The organism is Paraburkholderia caffeinilytica, from assembly GCF_003368325.1.
Classification (GTDB): Bacteria; Pseudomonadota; Gammaproteobacteria; order Burkholderiales; family Burkholderiaceae; genus Paraburkholderia; species Paraburkholderia caffeinilytica.
This window is the reverse complement of sequence record NZ_CP031466.1, coordinates 2,545,667-2,568,212: the sequence shown is the minus strand read 5'-3', so window position 1 is coordinate 2,568,212 and position 22,546 is coordinate 2,545,667. Positions and strand designations below refer to the sequence as shown.

At 62.2% G+C, this 22,546-nt stretch carries 21 protein-coding genes; 17 read left to right on the top strand and 4 right to left on the bottom strand.

All coding sequences use genetic code 11. The features are described from left to right. Nucleotides 1-121: 121 nt before the first annotated feature. From DSC91_RS11445 to DSC91_RS11370, 16 genes are all read left to right on the top strand, one after another. A complete protein-coding gene (locus DSC91_RS11445; protein WP_115778232.1) occupies nt 122-1,423 on the top strand; it encodes an aromatic ring-hydroxylating oxygenase subunit alpha in 1,302 nt (433 codons plus the stop codon). A 5-nt stretch (nt 1,424-1,428) separates the two neighbouring features. Then, a complete protein-coding gene (locus tag DSC91_RS11440; protein WP_115778231.1) occupies nt 1,429-1,833 on the top strand; it encodes a hypothetical protein in 405 nt (134 codons plus the stop codon). 33 nt (nt 1,834-1,866) lie between these two features. After that, the gene (locus DSC91_RS11435) at nt 1,867-2,283 is read left to right on the top strand and encodes a cupin domain-containing protein (protein WP_115778230.1); all 417 of its coding nucleotides are present in this window, start codon (nt 1,867-1,869) and stop codon (nt 2,281-2,283) included. After that, nucleotides 2,280-2,648 carry a cupin domain-containing protein gene (locus DSC91_RS11430; RefSeq protein WP_115778229.1) on the top strand — a complete coding sequence of 123 codons (369 nt, stop codon included), beginning with the start codon at nt 2,280-2,282 and terminating at the stop codon, nt 2,646-2,648. The genes DSC91_RS11435 and DSC91_RS11430 overlap by 4 nt, the downstream gene beginning before the upstream one ends. Beyond that, the gene (locus tag DSC91_RS11425) at nt 2,645-3,904 is read left to right on the top strand and encodes an NAD(P)/FAD-dependent oxidoreductase (RefSeq protein ID WP_115778228.1); all 1,260 of its coding nucleotides are present in this window, start codon (nt 2,645-2,647) and stop codon (nt 3,902-3,904) included. The genes DSC91_RS11430 and DSC91_RS11425 overlap by 4 nt, the downstream gene beginning before the upstream one ends. Further along, nucleotides 3,904-4,488: a nuclear transport factor 2 family protein gene (locus DSC91_RS11420; RefSeq protein WP_115778227.1), complete on the top strand. Its 585-nt coding sequence runs from the start codon at nt 3,904-3,906 to the stop codon at nt 4,486-4,488. The genes DSC91_RS11425 and DSC91_RS11420 overlap by 1 nt, the downstream gene beginning before the upstream one ends. Nucleotides 4,489-4,502: 14 nt before the next feature. After that, a complete protein-coding gene (locus tag DSC91_RS11415; protein ID WP_229758187.1) occupies nt 4,503-5,444 on the top strand; it encodes a dihydroorotate dehydrogenase electron transfer subunit in 942 nt (313 codons plus the stop codon). Further along, nucleotides 5,438-6,376: a dihydroorotate dehydrogenase gene (locus tag DSC91_RS11410; protein WP_115778225.1), complete on the top strand. Its 939-nt coding sequence runs from the start codon at nt 5,438-5,440 to the stop codon at nt 6,374-6,376. The genes DSC91_RS11415 and DSC91_RS11410 overlap by 7 nt, the downstream gene beginning before the upstream one ends. Beyond that, the gene (locus DSC91_RS11405; RefSeq protein WP_115778224.1) at nt 6,373-6,744 is read left to right on the top strand and encodes a non-heme iron oxygenase ferredoxin subunit; all 372 of its coding nucleotides are present in this window, start codon (nt 6,373-6,375) and stop codon (nt 6,742-6,744) included. Before DSC91_RS11410 ends, DSC91_RS11405 begins: the two co-directional genes overlap by 4 nt. A 107-nt stretch (nt 6,745-6,851) precedes the next feature. Beyond that, on the top strand, nt 6,852-7,928 hold the full coding sequence (locus DSC91_RS11400; RefSeq protein WP_229758186.1) for an asparaginase: 1,077 nt from the start codon (nt 6,852-6,854) through the stop codon (nt 7,926-7,928). Between the two features lie 55 nt (nt 7,929-7,983). Further along, on the top strand, nt 7,984-8,691 hold the full coding sequence (locus DSC91_RS11395) for a hypothetical protein (protein ID WP_115778222.1): 708 nt from the start codon (nt 7,984-7,986) through the stop codon (nt 8,689-8,691). Nucleotides 8,692-9,191: 500 nt separating this feature from the next. Beyond that, on the top strand, nt 9,192-10,151 hold the full coding sequence (locus DSC91_RS11390; RefSeq protein WP_115778221.1) for a LysR family transcriptional regulator: 960 nt from the start codon (nt 9,192-9,194) through the stop codon (nt 10,149-10,151). Between the two features lie 289 nt (nt 10,152-10,440). Next, nucleotides 10,441-11,943: an amidohydrolase gene (locus tag DSC91_RS11385; RefSeq protein WP_115778220.1), complete on the top strand. Its 1,503-nt coding sequence runs from the start codon at nt 10,441-10,443 to the stop codon at nt 11,941-11,943. Then, on the top strand, nt 11,940-13,400 hold the full coding sequence (locus DSC91_RS11380) for a M20 family metallopeptidase (protein ID WP_115778219.1): 1,461 nt from the start codon (nt 11,940-11,942) through the stop codon (nt 13,398-13,400). Before DSC91_RS11385 ends, DSC91_RS11380 begins: the two co-directional genes overlap by 4 nt. 7 nt (nt 13,401-13,407) lie before the next feature. After that, the gene (locus DSC91_RS11375) at nt 13,408-14,100 is read left to right on the top strand and encodes an ethyl tert-butyl ether degradation protein EthD (RefSeq protein ID WP_115778218.1); all 693 of its coding nucleotides are present in this window, start codon (nt 13,408-13,410) and stop codon (nt 14,098-14,100) included. 62 nt (nt 14,101-14,162) lie between these two features. After that, on the top strand, nt 14,163-15,278 hold the full coding sequence (locus DSC91_RS11370; protein ID WP_115778217.1) for a porin: 1,116 nt from the start codon (nt 14,163-14,165) through the stop codon (nt 15,276-15,278). Nucleotides 15,279-15,366: 88 nt separating this feature from the next. Here the strand turns inward: DSC91_RS11370 and DSC91_RS11365 are convergent, their stop codons facing one another. Then, nucleotides 15,367-16,830, bottom strand: a complete 1,464-nt coding sequence (locus tag DSC91_RS11365; protein ID WP_115778216.1) for an amidohydrolase — start codon at nt 16,828-16,830, stop codon at nt 15,367-15,369. A 472-nt stretch (nt 16,831-17,302) separates the two neighbouring features. Between DSC91_RS11365 and DSC91_RS11360 the strand changes: the two genes are divergently transcribed. After that, nucleotides 17,303-18,550 carry an MFS transporter gene (locus DSC91_RS11360; protein ID WP_229758185.1) on the top strand — a complete coding sequence of 416 codons (1,248 nt, stop codon included), beginning with the start codon at nt 17,303-17,305 and terminating at the stop codon, nt 18,548-18,550. Between the two features lie 173 nt (nt 18,551-18,723). Here DSC91_RS11360 and DSC91_RS11355 read toward each other — a convergent pair whose 3' ends face one another. The 3 genes from DSC91_RS11355 to DSC91_RS11345 form a co-directional block, all read right to left on the bottom strand. Beyond that, the gene (locus DSC91_RS11355; RefSeq protein WP_115778214.1) at nt 18,724-19,311 is read right to left on the bottom strand and encodes a PqiC family protein; all 588 of its coding nucleotides are present in this window, start codon (nt 19,309-19,311) and stop codon (nt 18,724-18,726) included. After that, complete coding sequence (locus DSC91_RS11350; RefSeq protein WP_115778213.1) at nt 19,308-20,852, bottom strand: PqiB family protein; 1,545 nt, start codon at nt 20,850-20,852, stop codon at nt 19,308-19,310. The genes DSC91_RS11355 and DSC91_RS11350 overlap by 4 nt, the downstream gene beginning before the upstream one ends. 76 nt (nt 20,853-20,928) lie before the next feature. Next, a complete protein-coding gene (locus tag DSC91_RS11345) occupies nt 20,929-22,209 on the bottom strand; it encodes a paraquat-inducible protein A (protein ID WP_115778212.1) in 1,281 nt (426 codons plus the stop codon). Nucleotides 22,210-22,546 lie beyond the last annotated feature (337 nt).

Below are 22,546 nucleotides of genomic sequence, written 5' to 3'. Positions count from 1 at the left end.
GCCTCGCCGTCGATGCCGCTTCAAAAAGTTTTCACAAAGAGCTTGACAGCATTTTTCGTTGAAAACAGAATGGCATTCATTATTCAGCGATTCAGTTCTTACCCTACGAAGGACGCCGTTCATGAATGCGATTCCCGCCCCGGAGGGCACGTTGACCGCGCGCTACGCGGAACTCGGCTCTGGACTGATTCCCGTCGAGCCCTATATCTCGCCCGAGTACTACGAGCGCGAAAAGGCGCACATCTTCAAGAAGACCTGGTTGCAGGTCGGCCGGGTCGAGGAGATTCCCGAGGCGGGCGACTACTTCGTCAGGAAGCTCGACGCTTGCGACACGGAGATCATCGTTGTGCGCAACAAGCGCGGTGAGATTCGCGCGATGCACAACGTCTGCTCGCATCGGCTGAATCAGATTGCGTACGACAGGACCGGGCATACGCGCAAATTCTTCTGCAAGTTTCATGGCTGGGCGTACGACCTGGACGGCAACCTGACGGGCGTGCCGGACGAACAATGTTTTTTCGGGCTCGACTTCAAGGACTACGCACTGACGCGCGTCGCGTGCGATGTATGGCAGGGATTCATCTTCGTCAACATGGACCCGCTACCCGCGCTCTCGCTCGCCGATTTTCTCCGGCCGATGTACGAAGACGTCGAAGGCTATCCGTTCGACAAGCTGAAGGTGGGCTTCGCGTGGGAAACGGTGGTCGACTGCAACTGGAAGCTCGCGCTCGACGCGTTTCAGGAGGCGTATCACGTTGCCTATGTGCATGGCAATTCGATCGCCGACGCTATCGACAAAAGCGCGGGCGGCAGCATGCCGCCGCTCGACGCGCTGTGCGGCGAGTTCCATCGGCGTCTGTCGCTGGCGGGCAATCCGAAGTCGGTCTATGGGAACCCGAAGGCGGTGACGTCGGGTGGCGCGGCCGCGGCTGAAGCGTTGTCGGACGCAGGGTCGAAGCGTCCGATCGCCGCGGCCGCATTGCGCGCGGGTATCGGCAGCGCGCGTCATGAGTTTCCGCTCGATGCGTTGCCTAAGGGCGTCAACTGGACGAAGAGCGAGAACTGGCTGTTCGACATCAACGTGATGTTTCCGGACTTCTACCTGTCGCTGCGTCCCAACTACTGCCAGGCCTACAACTTCCGTCCGATCGCGCATAACAAGACGCTTTTCGAAGCGCGCGTGTACTACCCGGAAATGACGACGCCAGGTGGCCGCTTTTTCCTCGAGTACATGAAAGTGGCTTTGCGCGACGTGCTGCTCGAAGACCTCAGCACGCTCGAACGTACGCAAAGGGCAGCGGAAACCGGCGTGAAGAAATTCATGGTGCTGCAGGACAACGAACTGCTGGTGCGGCACAGCTATCACGTCATCGAACGCCTGTTGGCGAAAGCCGAAGCGCAAGCCGAGGCCACTGTGGAGTAAAGGTCATGGAACAGAAAGTCATCGTCGTCACGAAGCGCGCGGGCCTCACGAAGGACGCATCGGCGCGTGCTCCGCTGCCGGCTGCCTTCGAAGAACTGAACCGGTTTGTCGACGCATGGGCGTTGCCGACCGAAACCGAACGTACGACGCAGCGCCATACGGCGGGCATGGCCGCCATCGTCGAATTCAAGGACGCGATGCTTGCCAGGATCGACGACATCGTCGCATGGCTCAACCAGTTCGAACTGGACAAGCTTCCCGAAGACGCGCAGACGCTCATGTATCTGCTGCTGTCGCTGGCCGAAGTCGCGCCCGCTATCGAGTTCTACCAGCAGCCTTTCGTGATCGACGGATACGATCCCTTCCGCTTCGTGGCGGACGAAACGTTTTCGATGCGCCCAGCCCTCTGACGCTCACACGCTCAGTCAGTAAAGGATGAAATCATGCCCAAGTGCCGCATTTTCGGTGTCGACCATGCACTCAAGGAGGTTGTCGCCGACGGTCTCTATATGAAGACGATGATCGGCGAGACGCTGAGCGTCGCGGTCATCAAGTTTGTCGAAACGGCGGGCCACGGCCTGCCCGCGAAAGCGCATAGCCACGGCGAAGAGGCGTCCTTGCAGATCAAGGGCGGCTGTTCGATTTTCGAGGTGCACGGCAACGGCGAGGAGATCGAGCGGCGCCTGAACACGGGCGAGGGCATGATCATTCCCGCCGGCTTGAGTCACTACGGCGTCAATACCTACGAAGGTGCGGGCATAAGCATGCGTCTGAACGTGGTGACTCCGCCGCGCGCCGAATATCGTGGCGACGACGAGGCGCCCTATTACCCGCTGGCGGATCGGGAGAACGTATCGTGAGCGAAGCGATTCTGTCGAATGCCGGCGCCGTGCATTGCACGCTGTTGCCGGCCCTTCCCTCTGAAGGCGTGGCGTTGCCGGTCCAACGAAATGTCGCCGACGGTGCGGCGCTTTCGGCGTCGACTCAACGCATGCGATGCGACGAACTCATCGAATTCGAAGCAGATCTGTCCGGCGAGGAACTCGCCGCGGTGCTGGAAGGGCGCGTCGACATCGTCGCGGCTGATGAGCATTACGTCCTCTCGGCGGGAGAAGCCATTCTGATCCCGCCGCGCGAAGCGCGCCGCTATCGTTGCGTCACGCCAAGCTGCGTGCTGTATCGCGTGACGTGCAACACAGCGGCAAACAAGGAGCAGCAAGAATGAGCTCGCCACATGTCGCGATCGTCGGCGCGGGTCATGCCGGCGGGCGCGTCGCCCAGCATCTGAAGGCGCTTGGCCACGCCGGACGGGTCACACTGATCGGCGACGAGCCGCATGCACCGTACGAGCGTCCCGCGTTGTCGAAAGAACTGCTGCTGGGTACGAAGACGCAAGACAGCCTCGTGCTCACCTCGTCCGACTATTGGACCCTCGAGTCGCTGACGCAAACCGGCATCGAACGCGTGCGCGCGAGTGCACAGAAACTCGACGTCGATTTACGGCGCCTGCATCTGGACAACGGCGCAAGCGTGGACTTCGATCTGCTGGTCGTTGCGACGGGCGGTCTCGCGAGGCGTCCACGTTTTCTCACACGGCCCATCGAAGGCGTGCATGTTTTGCGCACGCTGGACGATTGTCTCGCATTGCGTTCGTCGTTAGAAGGCTGCCGCAAGCTTGCGATCGTCGGCGCGGGCGTTATCGGAATGGAGGTGGCGTCGACAGCGATTTCGCTCGGCGTGCCGGTGACGGTGCTGGAGGCGGGCGAAGGCATCATGGGGCGTTGTTTGCCACCGCAGGTCGCTGGATGGCTTGCACAGGAGCATGCCGGGAAGGGCGTCGATTTGCGAACGCGGATCAATGTCACGAACATCGTTCGCGTGGGCGAAGCGCATCGTAGCGCATTGGCTTTGCGCATCGACGCGCTGCAGGATGGCGTGCCGGTGAGCATCGATGCCGACTGCGTGTTGATCGCAATCGGTGTGGATTGCAATCCCGCGTTCCTGCACGGGACCGGACTTTCGGACGAGCGCGGCGTACGGGTCGATACGTTCTGCCGCAGCCCGTTCGCGCCCTGGCTTTATGCCGCCGGAGACGCGGCATGCACATTGGACAGCGCTTCCCGTCGCCATGTCAGACAGGAAACATGGCGCAACGCCGAGAATCAGGCGCGTGCCGTAGCCGAGATCGTCACCGGGCGAACGGAACCGTATACAGAGATTCAATGGATGTGGACAGATCAACTCGGCCACGCCATTCAGGTGACGGGCGTGCACGAACCCGGCGATGAAATCGTCGTGCGCGGCTCGCTCTCATCGGCGGACGCGACGGTGATTTCGCTGCGCGACGGTTGCGTGACCGCGGGCGTGACGGTCAACCAGAGCCGCGAACGGCGGCATCTGGAACGTCTCGTGAGCGCTCGCAAGCGAATCGATGCAGGCCGGTTGGCCGACACGTCAGTTCCCTTGAAGGAGCTGGCGTGATGGCAGAACGTAACTTGCCGGGACAGTCGCTAGAGGCGCGCGTCGCACGGCTCGAAGCGATCGACGCGATCCGCTCGTTGAAGGCACGCTACGCCGCGCTCGCCGATGCGAAATACACGAGCGACTATCAACGGCAGCCGCAACATGTGATGCGCGAAATCGCATTGCAGCAGGCCGCGTGCTTCACCGAACGCGCAGTGTGGATCGGCGGCGCGGGATTCGGCGACGACCTCGTCGGCCGCGCCGCTCTGTGCGAATGGTTTCAGCGTTCGCCCTGGCGCTTCGCCATGCATTACTACGTGAGCGAAGCACTCGAAGTTACCGGCGCTGCGCATGCGATCGGCACCTGGCGGCTCTGGCAACTCGCGCTGCGTGATGACGACGCGCATGCGGTGCTGCTCGGAGCGGTCACCGAAGAGAAGTATGAGCGCATGCCCTGCGGCACGTGGCTGATCAGTGAAATGCGATTCACGCAGCTTCACATGATGGAGCCCGACGACCGGATGTTGCCGCTCGCCAGTGATTTCGCTTCGTTGACCGCATTGCGCAAGCCGGGATTCAGCGAGACGACCCGAACCGTTTGATGGATGGACTTCTTATGAACACACTTTCGACAGACCCGAATGCGGCGCGAAGCGACACAGCCGCTGATCTCGCCGCCGTGCGTGTGATTGCATTGTGTCCGGATCGCGCGAATGCCGATGTCGCCCACACGTGCCAGAGCGCGGCGACAATCGCGGAAAACCAGTGCCAGGTGCGCTCGAACGCATGGGTCAACGCAGAGTACAAGCATCTCGTGCTGACGGCGCCTGGGCTCGCGCTGACGGCGCGCGCCGGGCAGTTCTTTCATCTCGCGTGTCCGGCTTCGAACGACGACACGCCTTATCTGCGTCGGCCAATGAGCATCTACTGCGTGGCCGCCGAAGACAGCCGGATCGAATTTCTCTACAAGGTGCAAGGCGCGGGAACCCGTGGCCTGGCCCAGCTTCATCCGGGCGATACGCTCGACGCGCTGGGTCCGCTCGGAAACGGCTTCGTGCTGCCCGCATCGGCGGAACCGGCGCACGTCCTGCTGCTCGGTCGCGGAGTCGGGCTCGCGACGATGGCGCCGCTCGCGCAGCAGGCGATCGCGGCGGGTGCGCATGTCACCGCCATCCTCAGCGCGCGCAGCGAGGCGTTGATGATGTCAGCCGATTATCTGAAAGCCGCGGGCGCCGATGTCGTCACCGTCACCGATGACGGGCAGACCAGCGACGTGGTTCAGGTCGAGAACCTGATCCGGAAAGTTCACGAGCAACGGCGCATCACATTCGTCAGCACATGCGGGTCGAACCGCCTGCTCGTCATGTTGCAACGCGTGGCCGCGCAGTTGAGCATTCCTGGTCAGGTTGCACTCGAACAACGCATGGGCTGCGGTTACGGAGCGTGCTATGCATGCGTGCGGCCATTTCGAAAAGAGGCCGGTTCACAGGAACTCAGTTACCGCCGCGTGTGCTGGGAAGGCCCGGTCTTCGATCTTCAGGAAACGACATCATGGTAGATCTCAGCGTCGAAATCGGCTCGCTCAAGCTTGCCAATCCGGTGATGCCGGCGTCGGGTACCTTTGCCGAAGGCACCTCGCAGATATTCGACCTCAACTGTCTCGGCGCAATCGTTACCAAGACGATTACCCATGACGTGCGCGAAGGCGTGCCGCCGCCGCGTGTCGCCGAGTTTCGCGACGCTACGCTCTTTTCGATCGGCATCCCCAGCAAGGGCAGCGACTACTACGTCGAGCAGACTGTGCCGTACTACCGGCGCTACAGTCCGCCGCTCGTCGCGAGCATCTCGGCCAACACGATCGAGGAATTCGGCAGGCTCGCGGAAAAAATCAGTGTGCCGGGCGTTGCAGCGATCGAAGCGAATGTCTCGTGTCCCAACCTGAAGAAGAACGGTCAGGCGTTCGGCATGGATCCGGACGCGACCTGGCAAGTGGTCAAGGCGATGAAGTCCGCGACCTCGCTGCCTGTCTGGCCGAAGATGACGCCCAATGCGGGCAACGTCGTCGAGGTCGCGCTGGCGGCTGAAAACGCGGGTGCGGATGCGCTCGTGGTGAGCAACGCGATTCTTGCCATGGCGATCGATGTCGAGACCTTCCGGCCGCGCGTGGCGAATGTCATGGGCGGCCTCACGGGCGCCGCCACGAAGCCGATCATGCTGCGGATCGCCTATCAGTGCGCGCAGGCCGTCAAGATTCCGGTAATCGGATGCGGCGGCATTGCCACGGCGGCGGATGCGCTCGAGTTTCTTCTCGCGGGTTGCTGTGCGGTGCAGGTCGGCACCGCGAACTTCGTTTCGCCGACGGCGATGCCGCGCCTGATCGACGATCTGACGGAGTGGTGCAAACGGCACGGCGTGGCAAAACTCACCGACCTGATCGGCGCGGTGAAGATGCACGAGCCTGTCAATCTTCAGCAACGGGTGGCGCTATGAACGCGGTGATTCAGATAAATTCCGCCGACGCGCGCGAGTATGTGCGCGGCGACGACGGTTGGTTTGCAATCGGATCGCTTGACGAGGTGTTCGGCGCGCGCGCGTGCCGTGGCATTGACATCGAGGGCGTCAAGATCGGGCTGTTCCGTGTCGGCGATGAGATTCACGCGCTTGACGACATTTGCACACACGGCGCGGCTTTGCTCAGCGACGGCGAATTCGAAGGGCACGAAGTGGAATGTCCGCTGCATGCCGGTCTGGTGGATGTGCGAACCGGCCGTGCGCTGGCCGCGCCTGTGTCGCGCGACACCCGGCACCACGAGACGAAGATGGAGGCCGACGTGCTGTTCGTGAGGGTGCAGGCATGAGCGGCGGTCAAGTGATAGAGGCGATTGATCAGGCGGTGTCGACCGCAGTTTCCGCTGCAATGTCCCCCGCAGTGTCCCCCGCAGTGTCCCCCGCAGTGTCCCCCGCAGTGTCCCCATTCATCGGCGAAAATACCGCGCCTGCCAAGCGTCCCCGCATCGCGGTGATCGGCACCGGCGGCACGTTCGCGATGCATGGCCGCCATCGGTTCGACTGGATCGAATACGCCGACAGCGGCGTCATCCATCCGATCGACGATCTGCTGCAACGCCTGGGCGAACTGGTCCCGCATGTCGAGATCGTGTCTGTGCCGTTTCGCAGTTTGGGGAGCGTGTCCATCGGTCCGCGCGATTGGCTGGAGCTTGCCACGCTGATCCGCGACACCGCGGCGAGCGATCCCGCGTTGACGGGTTTCGTGATCACGCACGGCACGGCGACGCTCGAGGAAACCGCGTGGTTTCTCGACCTCGTGCTGGAGATCGATCAGCCCGTAGTGCTGACGGGCGCTCAGCGCCCGGCCAACACGGACGGCAGTGACGCCGCGGCGAATCTGCGCGGCGCGGTTGCCTTGGCCGCCGCACAGGACTCGCGTGGTGCGGGCGTGCTGGTTGCGATGGGCGGCCTCTTCTTCGCCGCGCGTGACGTGACCAAGGCGGCGAGCTTCGAACTCGCGGCATTCGAGGCCGCGCCGTATGGACCACTCGGCAGGATCGATGCGGATGCCGGCGTGGTCTGGCGACGCCGCGTGTTTCGCGATCAGGCGTCGCGTTTCGCGTCGATACTGGATGCGGCAACCTCGACTGTATTGCCGCGGGTCGACATCGCCATGTCGTATGCGGGCGCGGACGGCGCGGCAATCAAAGCGTTTGTTGCGGCGGGTGCGCGCGGCATCGTTTCTGCGGGGCTTGCGCCCGGGCGTCCCGCGTCCGGAGAGCGCGCGGCGCTTTGCGACGCCGTCGCGGCCGGTGTGGTGGTCGTGCAGGCCACGCGTGCGCCCCGCGGCACGGTGCCGAAGCAGCGCTTCCTTGCCACCGACGGAATGGTCGCGGGTGGCGATCTTTCACCGCAGAAGTTGCGCATCGCGCTTATGCTGATACTCGCCAGCTTTGGCATGGGCAATGCGGCTCCGGATGATCGCGCCCAGGCGGATCGCGACACCGTGCAAAAGATTTTGCTCGAGCTTTGAAGCGAATTGCCCACACGCGCCGCCAGCCCATTCGATCGAATCACTCGGACCGAACATGCAATTTTCCTATCTCGTCACCTTCCAGCATCCCGACCCGAGTGCGTGTATCAGCGATGAGGACCGGCAGCGTATTCGCGCGTGCGTCGGGAATACCCCTGCATTGAGCCGCGCGCGGTTGTACACGCCATCCACGGCGAACGACTATTACACGGACGACGGTCCATCGCCGATCTTCGCCATGCAGCTCGACTTCGAACGGCTTGCGGATCTCGAGTCGGCGATAGCCTCCGACGGATATCTGCAGGTACTCGCGAAGGGCGATTACCCAAGCCTCGCGACATGCACGGTCGAACAGCAGGTCATGGCGAGGCGGCCGTTTCCGGTGCGCGATTCGCAAGCGCAGGTGCCGCAGGGTGCGCTGCCTTGTCAGTTCCTCGTTCATTATCCGGGCCGTGCCGAGAATTTCGACGAATGGCTTGCCTACTATCTGTCGCATCATCCGCAGATCATGAAGTTCTTTGACGGCGTGCGCGAAATCGAGATCTTCACGCGGGTCGATTGGGTCGACGCGATGCCATGGCAACGGGTGCACTACATGCAGCGCAACAAGCTGATGTTCGACAGCGCCGAAGCGATCACGCGCGCGATGAACTCGCCGGTGCGGCACGAGATGCGCGCGGATTTCGAAAAATTCCCGCCGTTTGAAGGCAGCAACATCCATCACCCGATGTGGGCGGAAACGCTCCCCGCACCGAAGCCCTAGCCGGCTCTGTCAGGGTCGTCGCGACGCGGGGTCAAGAGGCGACGGCCTTTCCCACACCACCTGCGGATCGCGGATCTCGCCGACGCCGCACATGTCACGGCTGCTGAGCCAGGCGTCGACTGGACCATGACTTTCGACCCGGCGCGAACACGCCGCCCCTTCAGAAACGGGGCGGCGATACGCGTTGCGTCTTCGTTCAGGCGTTCGTTGTCGCCTGACGCGTTTCCCCGCCTGTCTGCCCTCATGTCATTCACCCCACGCGTCGTGCGGCCGGTCGATCCGGCAAGGCCGCGCTTTTAGCTTTATTGACGCGGCAGACTGCATTACCTTTGCACCATGTTCCGTCACGTGTTCCGATACCGGGGACGATATCCGCCATCGGCACGCAAGGGACCCGTACCCGTTCGCATGCGCGCCAGGCGAGAAACGCTGCGACGGGCATCAATGGAAGTCAGCCCGTTCACTTTTGGTTGCGAACTGGATGTGGAGAAACCGCCCTCATGAAAATCCATCAGCTGCGCACGCTCGTCGCGATTTCCGATGCCGGAAGCATCCGGAACGCAGCGAAAGCGCTCGAACTCTCGCCGGCAGCGGTCACCAAGGCGATGCGTGAACTCGAAGCCCAGGTTGGCGTGGCACTGATCGTCCGCGAGGCTTCCGGGATCATTCTGACTGACGCCGGGCAGGCTTTGCTGGCGCACGCGCGTCTGATGATCCAGCAGTTGCGGCGCGCGCAGGACGAGATGGACCGCTTCTCCGGAGCGGGCAGGGAGCGGCTGACGGTTGCGCTGCCGACGTGGATCGCCATTTCGCTGCTGGGCGGCATCATGAGGCGTTTCGAGCAGGAAATGCCCGACACGCGGCTCGTTTTCTACGAAAGCCTGCTGAGCGTCGCCGTGCCGAAGCTGCGTGACGGCACGCTCGACCTCTCCGTGAATCGCGCCTGTCCGCCTTCATGCCGGGACGAATTCCAGCAAGTGCCGCTCTTCCTCACGAGTTACGCGGTGGTGGGGCGCACGGGGCATCCGCTCGCGAAATGCCGCACGTTGTCGCAACTGAAGGGCGCGAGCTGGGTATTGAACCGCGATTTCACGGAGAACGACGCCGAGGGCGACGGCCCGTTTGGAGAGTATTTTCGCCGCTACAAGCCACGCGTGCACGTCGCGCATTCCTCGTCGATGATGATCGGCCTGATCTGTAACACCGACGTCCTCTCGATCATGCCCTGGCCGCTCGCCGAACTGCTCGTCGCGAAAGAAGGGCTGTGCGTGCTGCCCGTAACGGAGACCATCCCCGACGTGGAAGTGAACCTGATGTATCGGCGCGGAACGCCGCTAAGCGCAGCAGCGAAGGTCTTCATTCAAAGCCTGAAGGACACCATTCTCCACGATGCCAGTGCGTCCGACCCACTGAGCAAACGTGTCTTCCATGCGGTCGAATGCGTGCTGAGCCAACCCTAGCAATGCACTGACCGCAGCACAAAGCAAGACCCGGACCACAGCAAATTGACGCGCGTTTCATGCGCGTCTTTTTTTTCGCGGTTTGACCCGTCAACGAATAAACATAAACATTTCTCACGCCGACGACAGTGCCTCGGCGTTTGTTATGAAGAGATGGTGTGCCGCGATCTTTTTCCTCGCCCAAGCGACGTGTCCACTCGTCTGAATCCTCATACCGCGCAAGTCATCGATCTTCGATCTTGCAGAGCAATCTCGCGCTGCACTGAAACACCTTTCAATCAGTCACATTATGTTGAAGCTGAACGAAGCAGAACGGGACGTGGTCGCTCGCATCGAGCTTTATCGCCCACTGTGCACGCACCTGAGCGACAGGCTCTGGGATCTTGCGGAGACCGCTTACTCGGAACACGAGTCCGCCGACCTTCAGATAAGAGAGCTGACGCGTGAAGGCTTTCGGGTGACGCAAGGCCTTGCCGGCATTCCGACCGCGTTCGTGGCGGAGTGGGGCGAGGGCGGACCGGTGATCGGCCTGTTAGGCGAGTACGACGCATTGCCCCAGTTGAGCCAGGTGGCGGGCTCCACGACGCGCGTGCCGGTCGTGAATGCCGGCAACGGTCATGGTTGCGGCCACAATTTGCTGGGCGGCGCCGCGTTGCTCGCCGCGCTGGCGGTTCGCGATCATCTGCGCGACACAGGTGTCGCCGGTCGCATCCGCTACTACGGTTGCCCCGCCGAGGAAGGCGGCGCGGGCAAAACGTTCATGACGCGGGCCGGTGTGTTCGACGACGTCGACGCCGCACTGACGTGGCACCCATCCAGCATCTATGCGATCGACTCGATGTCGACGCTCGCCACGCTGCACGCGCGGTTCACGTTTTCCGGCCGGGCAGCACATGCGGCCGCCGCGCCGCATCTCGGACGCAGCGCGCTGGACGCGGTCGCGTTGATGAACGTCGCGGCCAATTACTTGCGCGAGCATATTCCGTCCGACGCGCGTCTGCACTATGCGATTCACGATACCGGCGGCCGCGCGCCGAACGTCGTGCAGGCTCGCGCGGAGGTGCTCTACCAGATTCGCGCGCCCGAGCTTGAAGTCGTGCGGTCGATCCATGCGCGTCTGCTACGGATCGCCGAGGGCGCCGCGATGATGACCGAGACGGCAATGCACGCGCGCGTCGAGAAGGCGATGTCGAATATGCGCCCCAATCCTACGCTCTCGGACTTGATGTATGCGCGCATGCAGGCGCTCGGACCTGTTCCGTTCGACGACGACGACCGGGCTTTTGCGCGCGAGATGCAGCAAGCCATTTCGAAGGAAGAAGCGCGTGCGAGCCTCGTGATATTCGGCGCTGCGCATCTGAAGGGCGAACTCCACGACGCCGTCTTGCCGGCGGAGAGCAGTCCGCCCGTGCTGGCTGCATCGACCGACGTGGGCGACGTGAGTTGGGTGGTGCCGACGGCACGCTGCCTCGTGCCATGCTTCGCGCTCGGCACGCCGTTCCATTCATGGCAACTCGTCGCGCAGGGCAAGTCGTCGCTTGCCCACAAGGGGATGACGCATACCGCCAAGGTGCTGGCCGTCACGGCGGCAGCGCTGTATCACGATCAGGCCACGCTCGCCGCCGCGAAACAGGCGCTGCAGGAGCAGGTGGCCGACGCGGCCTACCAGTGTCCCATTCCGTCCGACGTCGAGCCGCCCGTCGCCGCTGCCGCCGGTGTCACCGGTGATGCGCGCCGGCGCGGCACGTTGCGCGGTGCGTTTCCGTCGCAGTACGCAGGAGTGCAATCGTGAGTCAGTTGTCGAATGAATGCGTGCTCGAAATAGCGGCTCTCGTCGATGCGAAGAAAGATGGCTTGATCCGGCTCTCCGACGAGATCTGGGGACTCGCCGAGACGCGCTGGCAGGAGTTTCAATCCGTTGAAGCACAGCTCACCGTGCTTGAGCGGGAAGGGTTCCACGTGACGCGCAACGTCGGCGGCATTCCGACGGCGTTCAGCGCGCAATGCGGAGAGGGGGGGCCCGTCATTGGCTTTCTCGGTGAGTACGATGCGCTTTCGGAGATGAGCCAGGTCGCGGGCGCGGTCGAGCCGATGCCGGCGTGCGAGGGAGCGAACGGTCACGGATGTGGCCACCATCTGCTCGGCGCCGGCGCGATGCTGGCGGCGATCGCGACGCGCGACTATCTTGCGCGCCACCGGCTTCCAGGCATCGTGCGTTATTACGGTTGCCCCGCGGAAGAGGGCGGTGCGGGCAAGACCTACATGGCACGCGCAAATGTTTTCGATGACCTCGACGCGGCACTGACCTGGCATCCGGGTCCTTATTCAGGAGTGTTCAGGTACAAGTCCCTCGCGGTCATTCAGATGGCGTTCCGCTTCGCGGGGATTGCGTCTCATGCGGCCGCGTCGCCGCATCTCGGTCGCAGCGCGCTGGACGCCGTCGAACTCATGAATGTCGGCGTGAACTTCATGCGCGAGCACATGCCCTCGGATGCGCGGGTGCATTACGCGATCACCGACGCAGGCGGATACGCGCCGAATGTCGTGCAGGCCCAAGCCGAAGTGTTGTACGTCGTGCGCTCTCCCAATCTCGACGACGCCCGTCAACTGGCGGCCCGCGTCGAGCAGATTGGACGCGCCGCGGCGCTGATGACCGACACGCAGGTCAGAATCGAATTCGATCGCGCCTGCTCGAACGTGCTGCGCAACGGCGCGATCGAGCGACTGATGATGGATGCGTTCGCGACGCTAGGCCCACCGCCTTTCGACGAAGTCGACCAGGCATTCGCGAGCGAACTGACGCAAAGCATCGCCGACGCCGATCTGCGCGAGTGCATCGAGTCGTACCGCGGCGATCCGAACGAGCGCGGCCTGAGCGTGCGCGCTCTCGCGCTGCATGATGAGCCTGGCACGCTGACGGGCTCGAGCGACGTTGGCGACGTGAGCTGGATCGTGCCGACTACGCAGTATCTCGGCGCCTGCTACGCGATCGGCACGAACATGCACACGTGGCAGCTTGTCGCGCAGGGCAAGCTGCCGGCTGCGCACAAGGGCATGACGCACGCCGCGAAGGTCATGGCCGGCACGGCGGTCCAGTTGTGCCTCGATCCCGTGCATATCGAGGCCGCGAAGGCCGAACTCGCACTTCATACGGGCGGGCGTCCCTACGTCAGCCCGATTCCTCCCGAGGTGCAGGCGCCGCCCGTGCGAAAGGCAAAGCATTCCTCAACCGAACAAGAGAAGGCCTGACGTCACCATGATTTCCTACTTCCTGACTGCCCGGGAACACACGTCGCCGGCGGAGGCCGACGTTTTTGCCGAGTTCCGCGCGGAGCTCGCACGGATTCCGCAACTGCGCTCCGCCGAATTGCACCGGCCGGCTGCCGTCGAAACTTATCATCGCGACGGCGCCGCGCCGCGCGCCGCAATGCGGCTCGTATTCGATTCGATCGAGGCACTGGAGTCGCAACTGATGCCCGGAGGCCAACTGCTCGAATTCACCGGCTCCGCGTTATGGCGGCATGTTGCAGGCGAACAGATGACGCAGCAGGCCATGCTTACGCGGACTTTCCTGCCGCTCGACCGCTTGTCGCTGGACGCTGGATGCGAGGAAGCATGCAGCTATCTCGTCCACTATCCCGGACAGGCGGAGGACTTCAATGCGTGGCTGCGCTATTACGTTAGCCACCATCCGCAGATCATGCTCGACTATCCCGACGTGATGCAGGTGCAGGTCTTCACCCGTCTCGACTGGTGCGACGCGATGCCTTTCGAGCGCGTCTCATACATGCAGCGCAACCAGTTGACGTTCCCTTCAATCGACGCGTTGATGCGCGCGCTCGAGTCGCCCGTGCGTGCGCGGATGCGGGCGGATAACCAGAGCTTTCCGGCGTTCTCCGGTGGCGCAAAGCACTTTGCGATGCGCACGTCCCTCGTGAACGGGATCTGATCGGCTGTAGGCAGTTAGCTTCAAATAATTATTAATCTTTCAATTGGTTTGGAGTGCAAAAAATGAAGAAGTTCGGGAAGACCGTCATTGCATTGGCCGTCGCGGAATTGATTTGCGTATCACACGCATGGGCCGGTCAGTCGTTTCAGATTCTGGTGCCGGACGCGTTCGTGGATACGAGTGGAACGATCCTGTATGGCGTCGCCGATGCCGGCCTGCAATACAGTCACGCGGGCAGCAAGGAAGTGCTGGGCATGGAAAGCGGCGCGGGGGCGACGTCGCGATTCGGTTTTCTCGGCGTCGAGCAATTGGGCGGCGGCCTTTACGTGCGCTATAACCTGGAGTCGGCCCTCAAGCTGACGAACGGCACGGCGGGCAGCACCACGGCGCAGAACGAGAGTACGTTCTTCAGCCGGGAAGCGAATATCTCGCTTATCTCGAACGATTGGGGGCGCATCAAGATGGGCCGCCAGTATCCGACCGAGCTTTCTCTTTCGCTCGACCCGTTCTATGGCGTCGGCGCGTTTTCTCCGTATGGCTCGCTGGCGGCACTCAGTCTGGATCTCGGCACGGCGGCGACGATCGGTGACTCCCGGATCAGCAATGCGGTCGCATATATGACGCCGGTCATTGGCGGCTTTCAGTTCGAAGTGATGGCCGCGCCGCGCGGCGTCACGACGCCGGGCTATCCGGAAAGCTATTTTCAGGGCACCCAGCTGGAATACCTGAACGGGCCGCTGTATCTCGGCGCGTTCTACGATGTCATCCGCACGGACCCGACGGCCGCCTTGCCTTCGGTGAAGAACAAGTGGCTGGGCGCTGGCGCAATGTACGACTTCGGCAGCGTCAGGCTGTCGTATGAGTTCAACATGACAGTTCCGGATTACGCGCACTATTACGTTGCCACGACGCACATGATCGGCGTGAACGCGCGGCAGGGGACCAACGACGTCAAGTTCTCCGCCGTCTATCGCAATGTCGCGGGCAGGTCCGCGTCGAATTCATTGGCGCTTGGGCTTGGATACGACTACAACCTGTCGAAAGTGACGGCCCTCTATGTGCGGCTTGGCTATGTCGTCAACCAGAAGAATGCGATCGCCACGTTGGCGAACGGTTCGTTGAGCCAGCCGGGCGACGATCAAAGCGTGGTTGCGATCGGTATCCGCAAGCGTTTCTAATCGGGCGGCGAGGGTTCTGAACAGGGCCTCGCCTCACGCGGTGGCGCGAAGCGAGCTAGCCAATCGGGCGATTGAACTTGAAGTGAGCTTAAGCAGTTATGGCTCGCGCTACAGGTGCGGGAGCGCCCGCAGCGCGTGCCGGCGGCGGGGTGACGTCGCCGGGTATCGGACATTGATACGGCTTCATGCCGCGTTTGCGATGAAGCTCTTCACGGGCCGCGCGCAAGGTCTCGGGTTGTCCCGCGAGGTCGATGCCGGTGGCGGCGAGTGTCCTGGCAGCGAGCAGCATGCCCTTGTGCGCCAGCGAAAGCTTGCCTTGTGAAACCATCTGCCATGAATGAAAGCCCGTACCCCATGCGTAGCAGGCGGTCAGGCATTGCGTCGTCGGCGCCGCCCAGCTCACATCGCCGACGTCCGTCGAGCCTGTAACGGGCCGCTCCGCGTCCGGACGATACGGCAGGATTTCGGGAATGATCGGGCGAGGATCGCGCAGGGCCGCCGCGAAATGCCGCGACGCATTCGCGAGATCGTCCGGGTTGATGGTCTTCTGAATTTCCGTGGCGAAAGCGACTTCGTCCGCCGTTACGTTCATGCTGCCGAGGGCTTGCATGTTCCGATCCAGCACCGTGTCGAGCGTGTCGTTGTGCAGCACGTTGGAGCAGGCCTTGTCGAACACCATCTCGACGCGCGTGCCGGTCATCAATGCGGCGCCCTCGGCGATCTGCTTCACGCGCTCGAATAGTTCGATCGCTTCGGGACTCGTTCGCGCACGGATCGTATAGAGCGTCTCGGCAAGCGCCGGCACGACGTTCGTCGATATGCCGCCGGAGTTGATGTAGGCGAAGTGGACGCGAGCCTGATCGGGCATGTGCTCGCGCAGATAATTGACGCCGATATTCATCAGCTCGGCTGCATCGAGCGCGCTGCGGCCCAGGTGCGGTGCGAGCGCGGCGTGCGACGCTTTGCCGTGAAAGCGGAAATACGCCTGTACGTTGGCCAGCGTCGCATTCATGAAGACGGAGTTGGCCACCGACGGATGCCAGCACAACGCGACATCCAGGTCGTCGAAGAGACCGGCGCGGGCCATGAAGGTCTTGCCCGCGGCGGCTTCTTCCGCTGGGCAGCCGTAGAAACGAACGGTGGCCTCGATGCCATGCGCCGCGAAGTAGTCGCGCGCTACGACGGCGGCCAGATGCGATGCGGCGCCGAGCAGATGGTGGCCGCAGCCGTGGCCGTTGCCGTTTGCCGCGCCTGAGGCGGGCCGGCACACCGTGGCGCCGCTCTCCTGGTTCAGGCCCGCGAGTGCGTCGTACTCGCCGAGAAAGCCGATGACGGGGCCGCCGTTGCCGGCTTGCGCCATGAACGCCGTCGGCATGCCGGCGACGCCGCGCGTGACAGTAAAGCCGGCCGCCTCGATCGCTGAAGCGTGCCGTTCGGCTGATTCGAATTCGGCATAACGCATTTCGGCGAGCGACCAGATATCGTTGGCCAGCGCGATGTAGTCGTCCTTCTTCGACTCGACGAGTTCCACCACCTTTGCAATATGTTTCACTACAGCTCCTGGCGTTGTTGCACGCGCCCACAGCACATGCGATGAGGGAAAAGGACGGCTTGTCGACGCCGCCTCTTTTCTAGCGTATTGCGTGATGGTGACAAGCGAAAGGACGGTTCCGGTGGCGCTGTTCACTTTTGGTTGCGCGTGGAGTGACCGGCTCGTGACGTGACTGGCGTGACGTATCGGTGCAAGCCGGCCACATGGATCGCGAGGTAGGCTGCCAATTCACGCTGACAGACACGTTCGCCGGGTTATGCAAGAGTTGCGCCAACGTTTCCTTTTCACGAGGAATTTTGGCGTTGCGTTGACAGTATCAATGCCGAATATCACTATTTTTTTAAGCGGGCGGCAGGGGTCGTCGGCACTTCAAGTAAATGGGAGACAGTTTGTGTCGCAACTTTCCGCTGGTACCCAGGCAGCGTCCGTGGGGCGATCCGAGGTTCGCGCTTCGCCATCCATGCGCGATGTCGTGGCAGTTGTCGCCGGCAACGCGCTAGAGTTCTACGATTTCACTGTCTACGCATTCTTCTCGGTATTCATCGGCCGCGCGTTTTTTCCGTCGTTCTCGCCGGCGACACAAGTCATCGCGTCCGTGGCCGTGTTCGGTGTCGGCTTCGTCGCGCGTCCGCTTGGCGGGGTGGTGATCGGCGCCTATGCCGATCGGCGGGGGCGCAAAGCGGCGCTGACGCTGACGTTTGGCCTGATGGCTCTCGGCACCGCAATCATCGCGTTCACGCCGACCTATGCGCGCATCGGCATCTTCGCGCCCTTGCTCGTTGTCGTCGGGCGTCTCCTGCAAGGACTTTCCGCCGGGGGCGAAGCCGGACCCGCCACGTCCTATCTGCTCGAAACGGCCGCGGCGGGCCGCCGCGGCCTTTATACGAGCTGGCAACTCGCGACGCAGGGCATCGCCGCGCTGATGGGCGGACTGGTCGGCTATACCGTGTCGTCGGTGCTATCCGCCGACGCACTGAGTGCATGGGGTTGGCGCATTCCGTTCATGCTCGGGTTGCTGATCGCGCCGCTCGGCATCTACATCCGCAGCCGGCTGCATGAGACGCTCAACGCCGACCACGCGGTGAAGAGCAATCGCGAACTGCTGCGCGGCATCGTCGATGCGCATCTGTCCGACCTGGTGCTGGCCTGTTGCGTGCTGATCGGCCCGACCATCACCGTGTATGTGGTCGGCCACTACATGACCACGTATGGCATCCGCGTGCTGCATCTGCCAACTTCGACGTCGATGCTCGTAGGCTTTGTCACGGGCGGCGTCGGCATTGTGGCGTCGCTGGGCGCGGGGATTTATTTCGACCGTTTTCCGCGCAGCCGCCTGCTGGTCGTGCCGCAGTTCCTGTCGATTCTCGCGGTATTGCCCATGTTCGTGTGGGTGTTGCATGCGGGCACTGGCAGTGTGTTTCTCGGCATGGTCGCGTTTCTGACCTTGCTGCGCGTGCTGATGTCGCCGTTTCACCTATGCGTCATTCCTGAAATCTTTCCGCAGGCCGTGCGCAGCACGTGCGTGTCGATCTGCTACAGCGTGCCGACGACGATTTTCGGCGGCACAGCGCAACTTGTGGTGGCCTGGCTGGCGACGATCACGCCCAACCCGATGGCGCCCGCGTGGTACTTGCTGGTGGCCAACGTGATCTCGTTCGTCGCAGTGTTCGTGCTCGATCGGCGCCGCCGCATGCGGCTCGCCGATGGTGCTTCGCAGTAGTCGCGCGGTGGATGCAAGGGTGGACATAGCTTGATCGTGGACATCCGGGCTGGCGGCATTTGTCGACGATTCGCCGGCAGTGGAGCGACGCGCTGATCGCAAGGGCATCCCGATTGGCGCGGTGGGCGCGTGTCTAGCTCGCGACCGCAGCGCGAATCAGGCGTATTCCGCTTTTACGATCGCGAAGCCGATTGCGTCGCCGCAGCAATATCCTTCGCCACGGACGAAAGGGCCCGACTGTATGCGTCGACCAGGCCGTCGTAACCCGGCGCGATGGCATTCTGATGAACGACAGAACGTCCCGCAATTTTCTTTCCTCCATTAGGCGGACGCACCGACCAGATAGCGACCAGCGTCACCGCACCATCCACCGACGAATCGAAGTTCTGCACATCAACGGTCACGCGATAAGCGTTGTCGCTCGCACGCTGCGGAAAAGTCGATACGACCGCTCCCGGAATGATCCCCGCCAGATCCGCTGCGAGTACGCGGGGGATCTGGCTCTTCAAGGGATCGGCCCAGCGCGCGAACTCGTCGATCCGGACGCGGTTCGCATCGAGCCGGGTCACCATTTGCGACCGGTCGACGAGTTCGGGAACCGTCACGGGATCAATCGCGATGGCGATCGGACTAGCGCCTGGCGACTGTTCGACACTCTGCACGGGGCTCAATGTGTAGAACGACGACGTGGGCGATGTCGCACAGCCGGCGCAAAGGGCCAGCGCGACTATCGTCACGGGGAATGCTGAACGTCGGCTCATGGTTTGTCCTCCGCTTTGCCACGGATCAGCGCTTCGGGATGACGTTCCAGATATTCCGCAAGCGAACGGATCGAGACGGCAGCCCGTGAGACCTCGCGCATTGTCTCTGTGGTGCTTTGCTGCAAAGGCGAATCGCTTTGCATCGTGCGATTGACGGACGCGAGTGCTTCGCGAGCCGCAGCCAAGGTCGTTTTTGCGTCAGGTGCAATATCCGTATTGATCGTAGTCAACAGCGTGTCCGCATCGACAAGTGTCTTGCGCATGTCCTTGGCCATTCCCTCAAACGGAATGCGGTTCAGTTTCGCGACAAGTTCGGTAATCGATTCCTGCAACCCCTGCAGATTGCCAGGCACCGTGGGCAGTTGCGGCGTCTTTTTACTCCAGTCCATGGTCACTTTCGGCGCGGAGGGGAAGAAATCGATCGCGATATATAGTTGCCCCGTCAGCAGGCTCGCGGTCCTCAGTTGTGCGCGCAGCCCCTTTGAGACCAGGTAGTCCGCAAACTCTTTTCGCGCCGAGAACATCTGACCGCCTTGGTCTTTCCATTCGTCGCGTGGAATGAGGCGCTCCGGGAAAATGCTGACTTCGACGGGGATACTGAATTCCCGCGTGGCCGGATCGAAGTGCGTGTTGATCGCCGATACCTCGCCGATGACGATTCCGCGGAAGTCGATGGGCGCGCCCACGGTTAGCCCGCGCACGGACTCCTTGAAGTTCAACACATACTTATCGGTGATGGAGTCGTGCCGCTTCATCGCCTCGGTTCGATTGAGAAAAAGCGGATACTGGTGCAAGGCATCGGCTTCAACCCCACTCTTTGCATCGGGCGAATTCTCGAACGCAAGACCCCCAATCAGGATCGATACCAGCGATTCGGTGTCCACCTTCACACCCGTCGTATCCACGGTCACATCCACGCCGCTTGCATGCCAGAAGCGGGTGTCGTTCGTCACGTACTTGTCGTAAGGCGCGTTGACAAAGACGTGCACGATCATCCCCGCGCCTTCGGGATCGAGTGCATAGGAGACAATCTGGCCAACCTGAAGCCTCCGGAAGAACACCGGCGAACCGATATCGAGTGAGCCGAGGTTGTCACTTTTAAGCACGAACTCTCGCCCAGGTGCGCCGGAGGCGAGCACCGGCGGTGACTCGAGTCCGACGAAATCGCGTCGCGCCTTTTTCGACGTACCGATATCCATGCCGACGTGAGAACCGGACAACAACGTACCGATGCCCGACACCGTACCGCCCGATATGCGCGGCCGAACGACCCAGAAGCGGGTATCGTCGACGAGCATGCTGGAGGCGTTGCGGGACATTTCGGCGCTTGCGAGCACCGTCTTGTGATCGTCGGAGAGTTCGACGTTCCTGATTACGCCAATATCGACGTTCTTGAACTTGATCTTCGTCTTGCCGGCCTCGATACCCTCGCCAGTGGAAAACCGGATTGTGATGGTTGGGCCGGTTTGCATGACGGACCGCACGGCCAGCCAACCGGCGATCGCTATGGCGATAATGGGCACCAACCACACGAGCTGCATGCGCCACTTCGATTGTTTGACAGCAACGGCGCCTGGAATACCGGACACATCGTGCTCCTCTTTCTGCCGGGACAACTCATTCACGTTCTGACTCCACTGGGTCCCAGATGAGCCGCGGGTCGAATGACAATGCGGCAAACATGGTCAGTACGACCACCGCGCCGAAGGCAATCGAACCGGGACCTGCGTCGATGGTTGCGATCGAACCGAATTGCACGAACGCGACAAGGACGGTGATCACGTAGATATCGAGCATCGACCAGCGGCCGACAAGTTCGATCAATCGGTAAATACGCGTGCGTTGACGGGGCATTCGAGGGGAGCGCAACTGGGTACTCCAAGCGAGATAGGCTAACGAAAGGATCTTGAGCACGGGCACCACGATGCTTGCGACGAAAACGATTGCTGCCAGCAACCACGACCCGGAGGTCCAGAGCAATGCGACGCCACTCAGGATCGTGTCGGATCGCGCGCCAAACAAGGTACTGGTGACCATGACCGGCAGCAGAATGGCGGGGATGTAAAGGACCATGGCGGCGAACAGGAATGCCCATGTGCGGACGAGACTATTGGGCTTGCGCAAGTGCAGCACTGCACCGCAACGCGGGCAGATTCCGGCGTGAACATGAGGGAAAAGCGGCTTTGAGAGCAAGCCGCAATCGCGACAGGCGAACAGACCGGCGCGTGCGGCGGTTGCTGCCGAGATATCTGCATTCGAAAGCGCGTGTGGCATGCAGCCGTGGCGTCGCATCGTGTCGATACGCGCCCATAGGTCGCGCGGGTCAAACGCAACGGTCGCAGCGGCAAGCAGAACCATCACGGCGCCGAACGCCCAGGCACCCGCCCCGGGCACGACTGTCGCTGTGTGCTGGAGTTTGACGAGCGCGACCAGCAGACTCACCATCAGCACTTCGATCATTCCCCATGGCGCAATGTGCCGCAGCACGCGAAGCACCACTTCAGGTTTGTGAGGAAGTCCGCCTGTGTGCAGCGGCAGGAGAAGATAGATCACCGCCGCTATGTTCAATGAAGGCATCAGGAGCGTTGTCACGAAGACAAGGCCTGCAATGGGCCACATGCCATCTGCGTAAAGAGCGGAAACGGCGCCGAAAAGGGTGGTTTGAACCGATGTCCCGTTGACCCCGAGTTCGAAGACCGGAAAGCGGTTGGCAACGGCAAAAAGGATCGCTGCGGCCAGGGTGAGCGCCAATGCCAAATCATGCGATGTCGGCAGACGTCGATACCGGTAGAGCGCGGCACCGCATCGCCGGCACCGCGCAGTACCGTGCTCAACCAGCGGCGTTTCTCGCTGAAGGTAGTCACATTCGTGACATGCGATTAAGTTCTCTCTATTCATCTTCTGCGTTCGCTCGCGGAAACACGATCCAGACACGCTTCCCAATCTGACTTTCTGGATGATGGTCGTAAGGGGTAGACATCGGTTAGCTCGACGGGGCTGAGCCCGATTGGCGGTTGCTTTCGCAGCTGTCCTGCTGGGACGCACCCGATCTGACGAGTCAGGTGAGGTCTCAGCTTAGCATCGCAAATCTTGGATGTAAACCGGATAGACGGTTTGTATTGCGGGCGAAGTGCCACCTCAACCAGGGCAATGCGCATGCGTTCGACGTGTTGTGCTCCCGACTCAACGGGTCAAGTCGCTCCGCGACCAGGGGCGCATGAAAACGCCCCCGATC

Excerpts from the sequence above, each read along its gene's own strand:
- DSC91_RS11445 (WP_115778232.1), top strand. The coding sequence starts at position 122 with ATGAATGCGATTCCCGCCCCGGAGGGCACGTTGACCGCGCGCTACGCG.
- DSC91_RS11440 (WP_115778231.1), top strand. The coding sequence starts at position 1,429 with ATGGAACAGAAAGTCATCGTCGTCACGAAGCGCGCGGGCCTCACGAAG.
- DSC91_RS11435 (WP_115778230.1), top strand. The coding sequence starts at position 1,867 with ATGCCCAAGTGCCGCATTTTCGGTGTCGACCATGCACTCAAGGAGGTT.
- DSC91_RS11425 (WP_115778228.1), top strand. The coding sequence starts at position 2,645 with ATGAGCTCGCCACATGTCGCGATCGTCGGCGCGGGTCATGCCGGCGGG.
- DSC91_RS11420 (WP_115778227.1), top strand. The coding sequence starts at position 3,904 with ATGGCAGAACGTAACTTGCCGGGACAGTCGCTAGAGGCGCGCGTCGCA.
- DSC91_RS11415 (WP_229758187.1), top strand. The coding sequence starts at position 4,503 with ATGAACACACTTTCGACAGACCCGAATGCGGCGCGAAGCGACACAGCC.
- DSC91_RS11410 (WP_115778225.1), top strand. The coding sequence starts at position 5,438 with ATGGTAGATCTCAGCGTCGAAATCGGCTCGCTCAAGCTTGCCAATCCG.
- DSC91_RS11405 (WP_115778224.1), top strand. The coding sequence starts at position 6,373 with ATGAACGCGGTGATTCAGATAAATTCCGCCGACGCGCGCGAGTATGTG.
- DSC91_RS11395 (WP_115778222.1), top strand. The coding sequence starts at position 7,984 with ATGCAATTTTCCTATCTCGTCACCTTCCAGCATCCCGACCCGAGTGCG.
- DSC91_RS11390 (WP_115778221.1), top strand. The coding sequence starts at position 9,192 with ATGAAAATCCATCAGCTGCGCACGCTCGTCGCGATTTCCGATGCCGGA.
- DSC91_RS11385 (WP_115778220.1), top strand. The coding sequence starts at position 10,441 with ATGTTGAAGCTGAACGAAGCAGAACGGGACGTGGTCGCTCGCATCGAG.
- DSC91_RS11375 (WP_115778218.1), top strand. The coding sequence starts at position 13,408 with ATGATTTCCTACTTCCTGACTGCCCGGGAACACACGTCGCCGGCGGAG.
- DSC91_RS11370 (WP_115778217.1), top strand. The coding sequence starts at position 14,163 with ATGAAGAAGTTCGGGAAGACCGTCATTGCATTGGCCGTCGCGGAATTG.
- DSC91_RS11355 (WP_115778214.1), bottom strand. The coding sequence starts at position 19,311 with ATGAGCCGACGTTCAGCATTCCCCGTGACGATAGTCGCGCTGGCCCTT.
- DSC91_RS11350 (WP_115778213.1), bottom strand. The coding sequence starts at position 20,852 with ATGCAGCTCGTGTGGTTGGTGCCCATTATCGCCATAGCGATCGCCGGT.
- DSC91_RS11345 (WP_115778212.1), bottom strand. The coding sequence starts at position 22,209 with ATGAATAGAGAGAACTTAATCGCATGTCACGAATGTGACTACCTTCAG.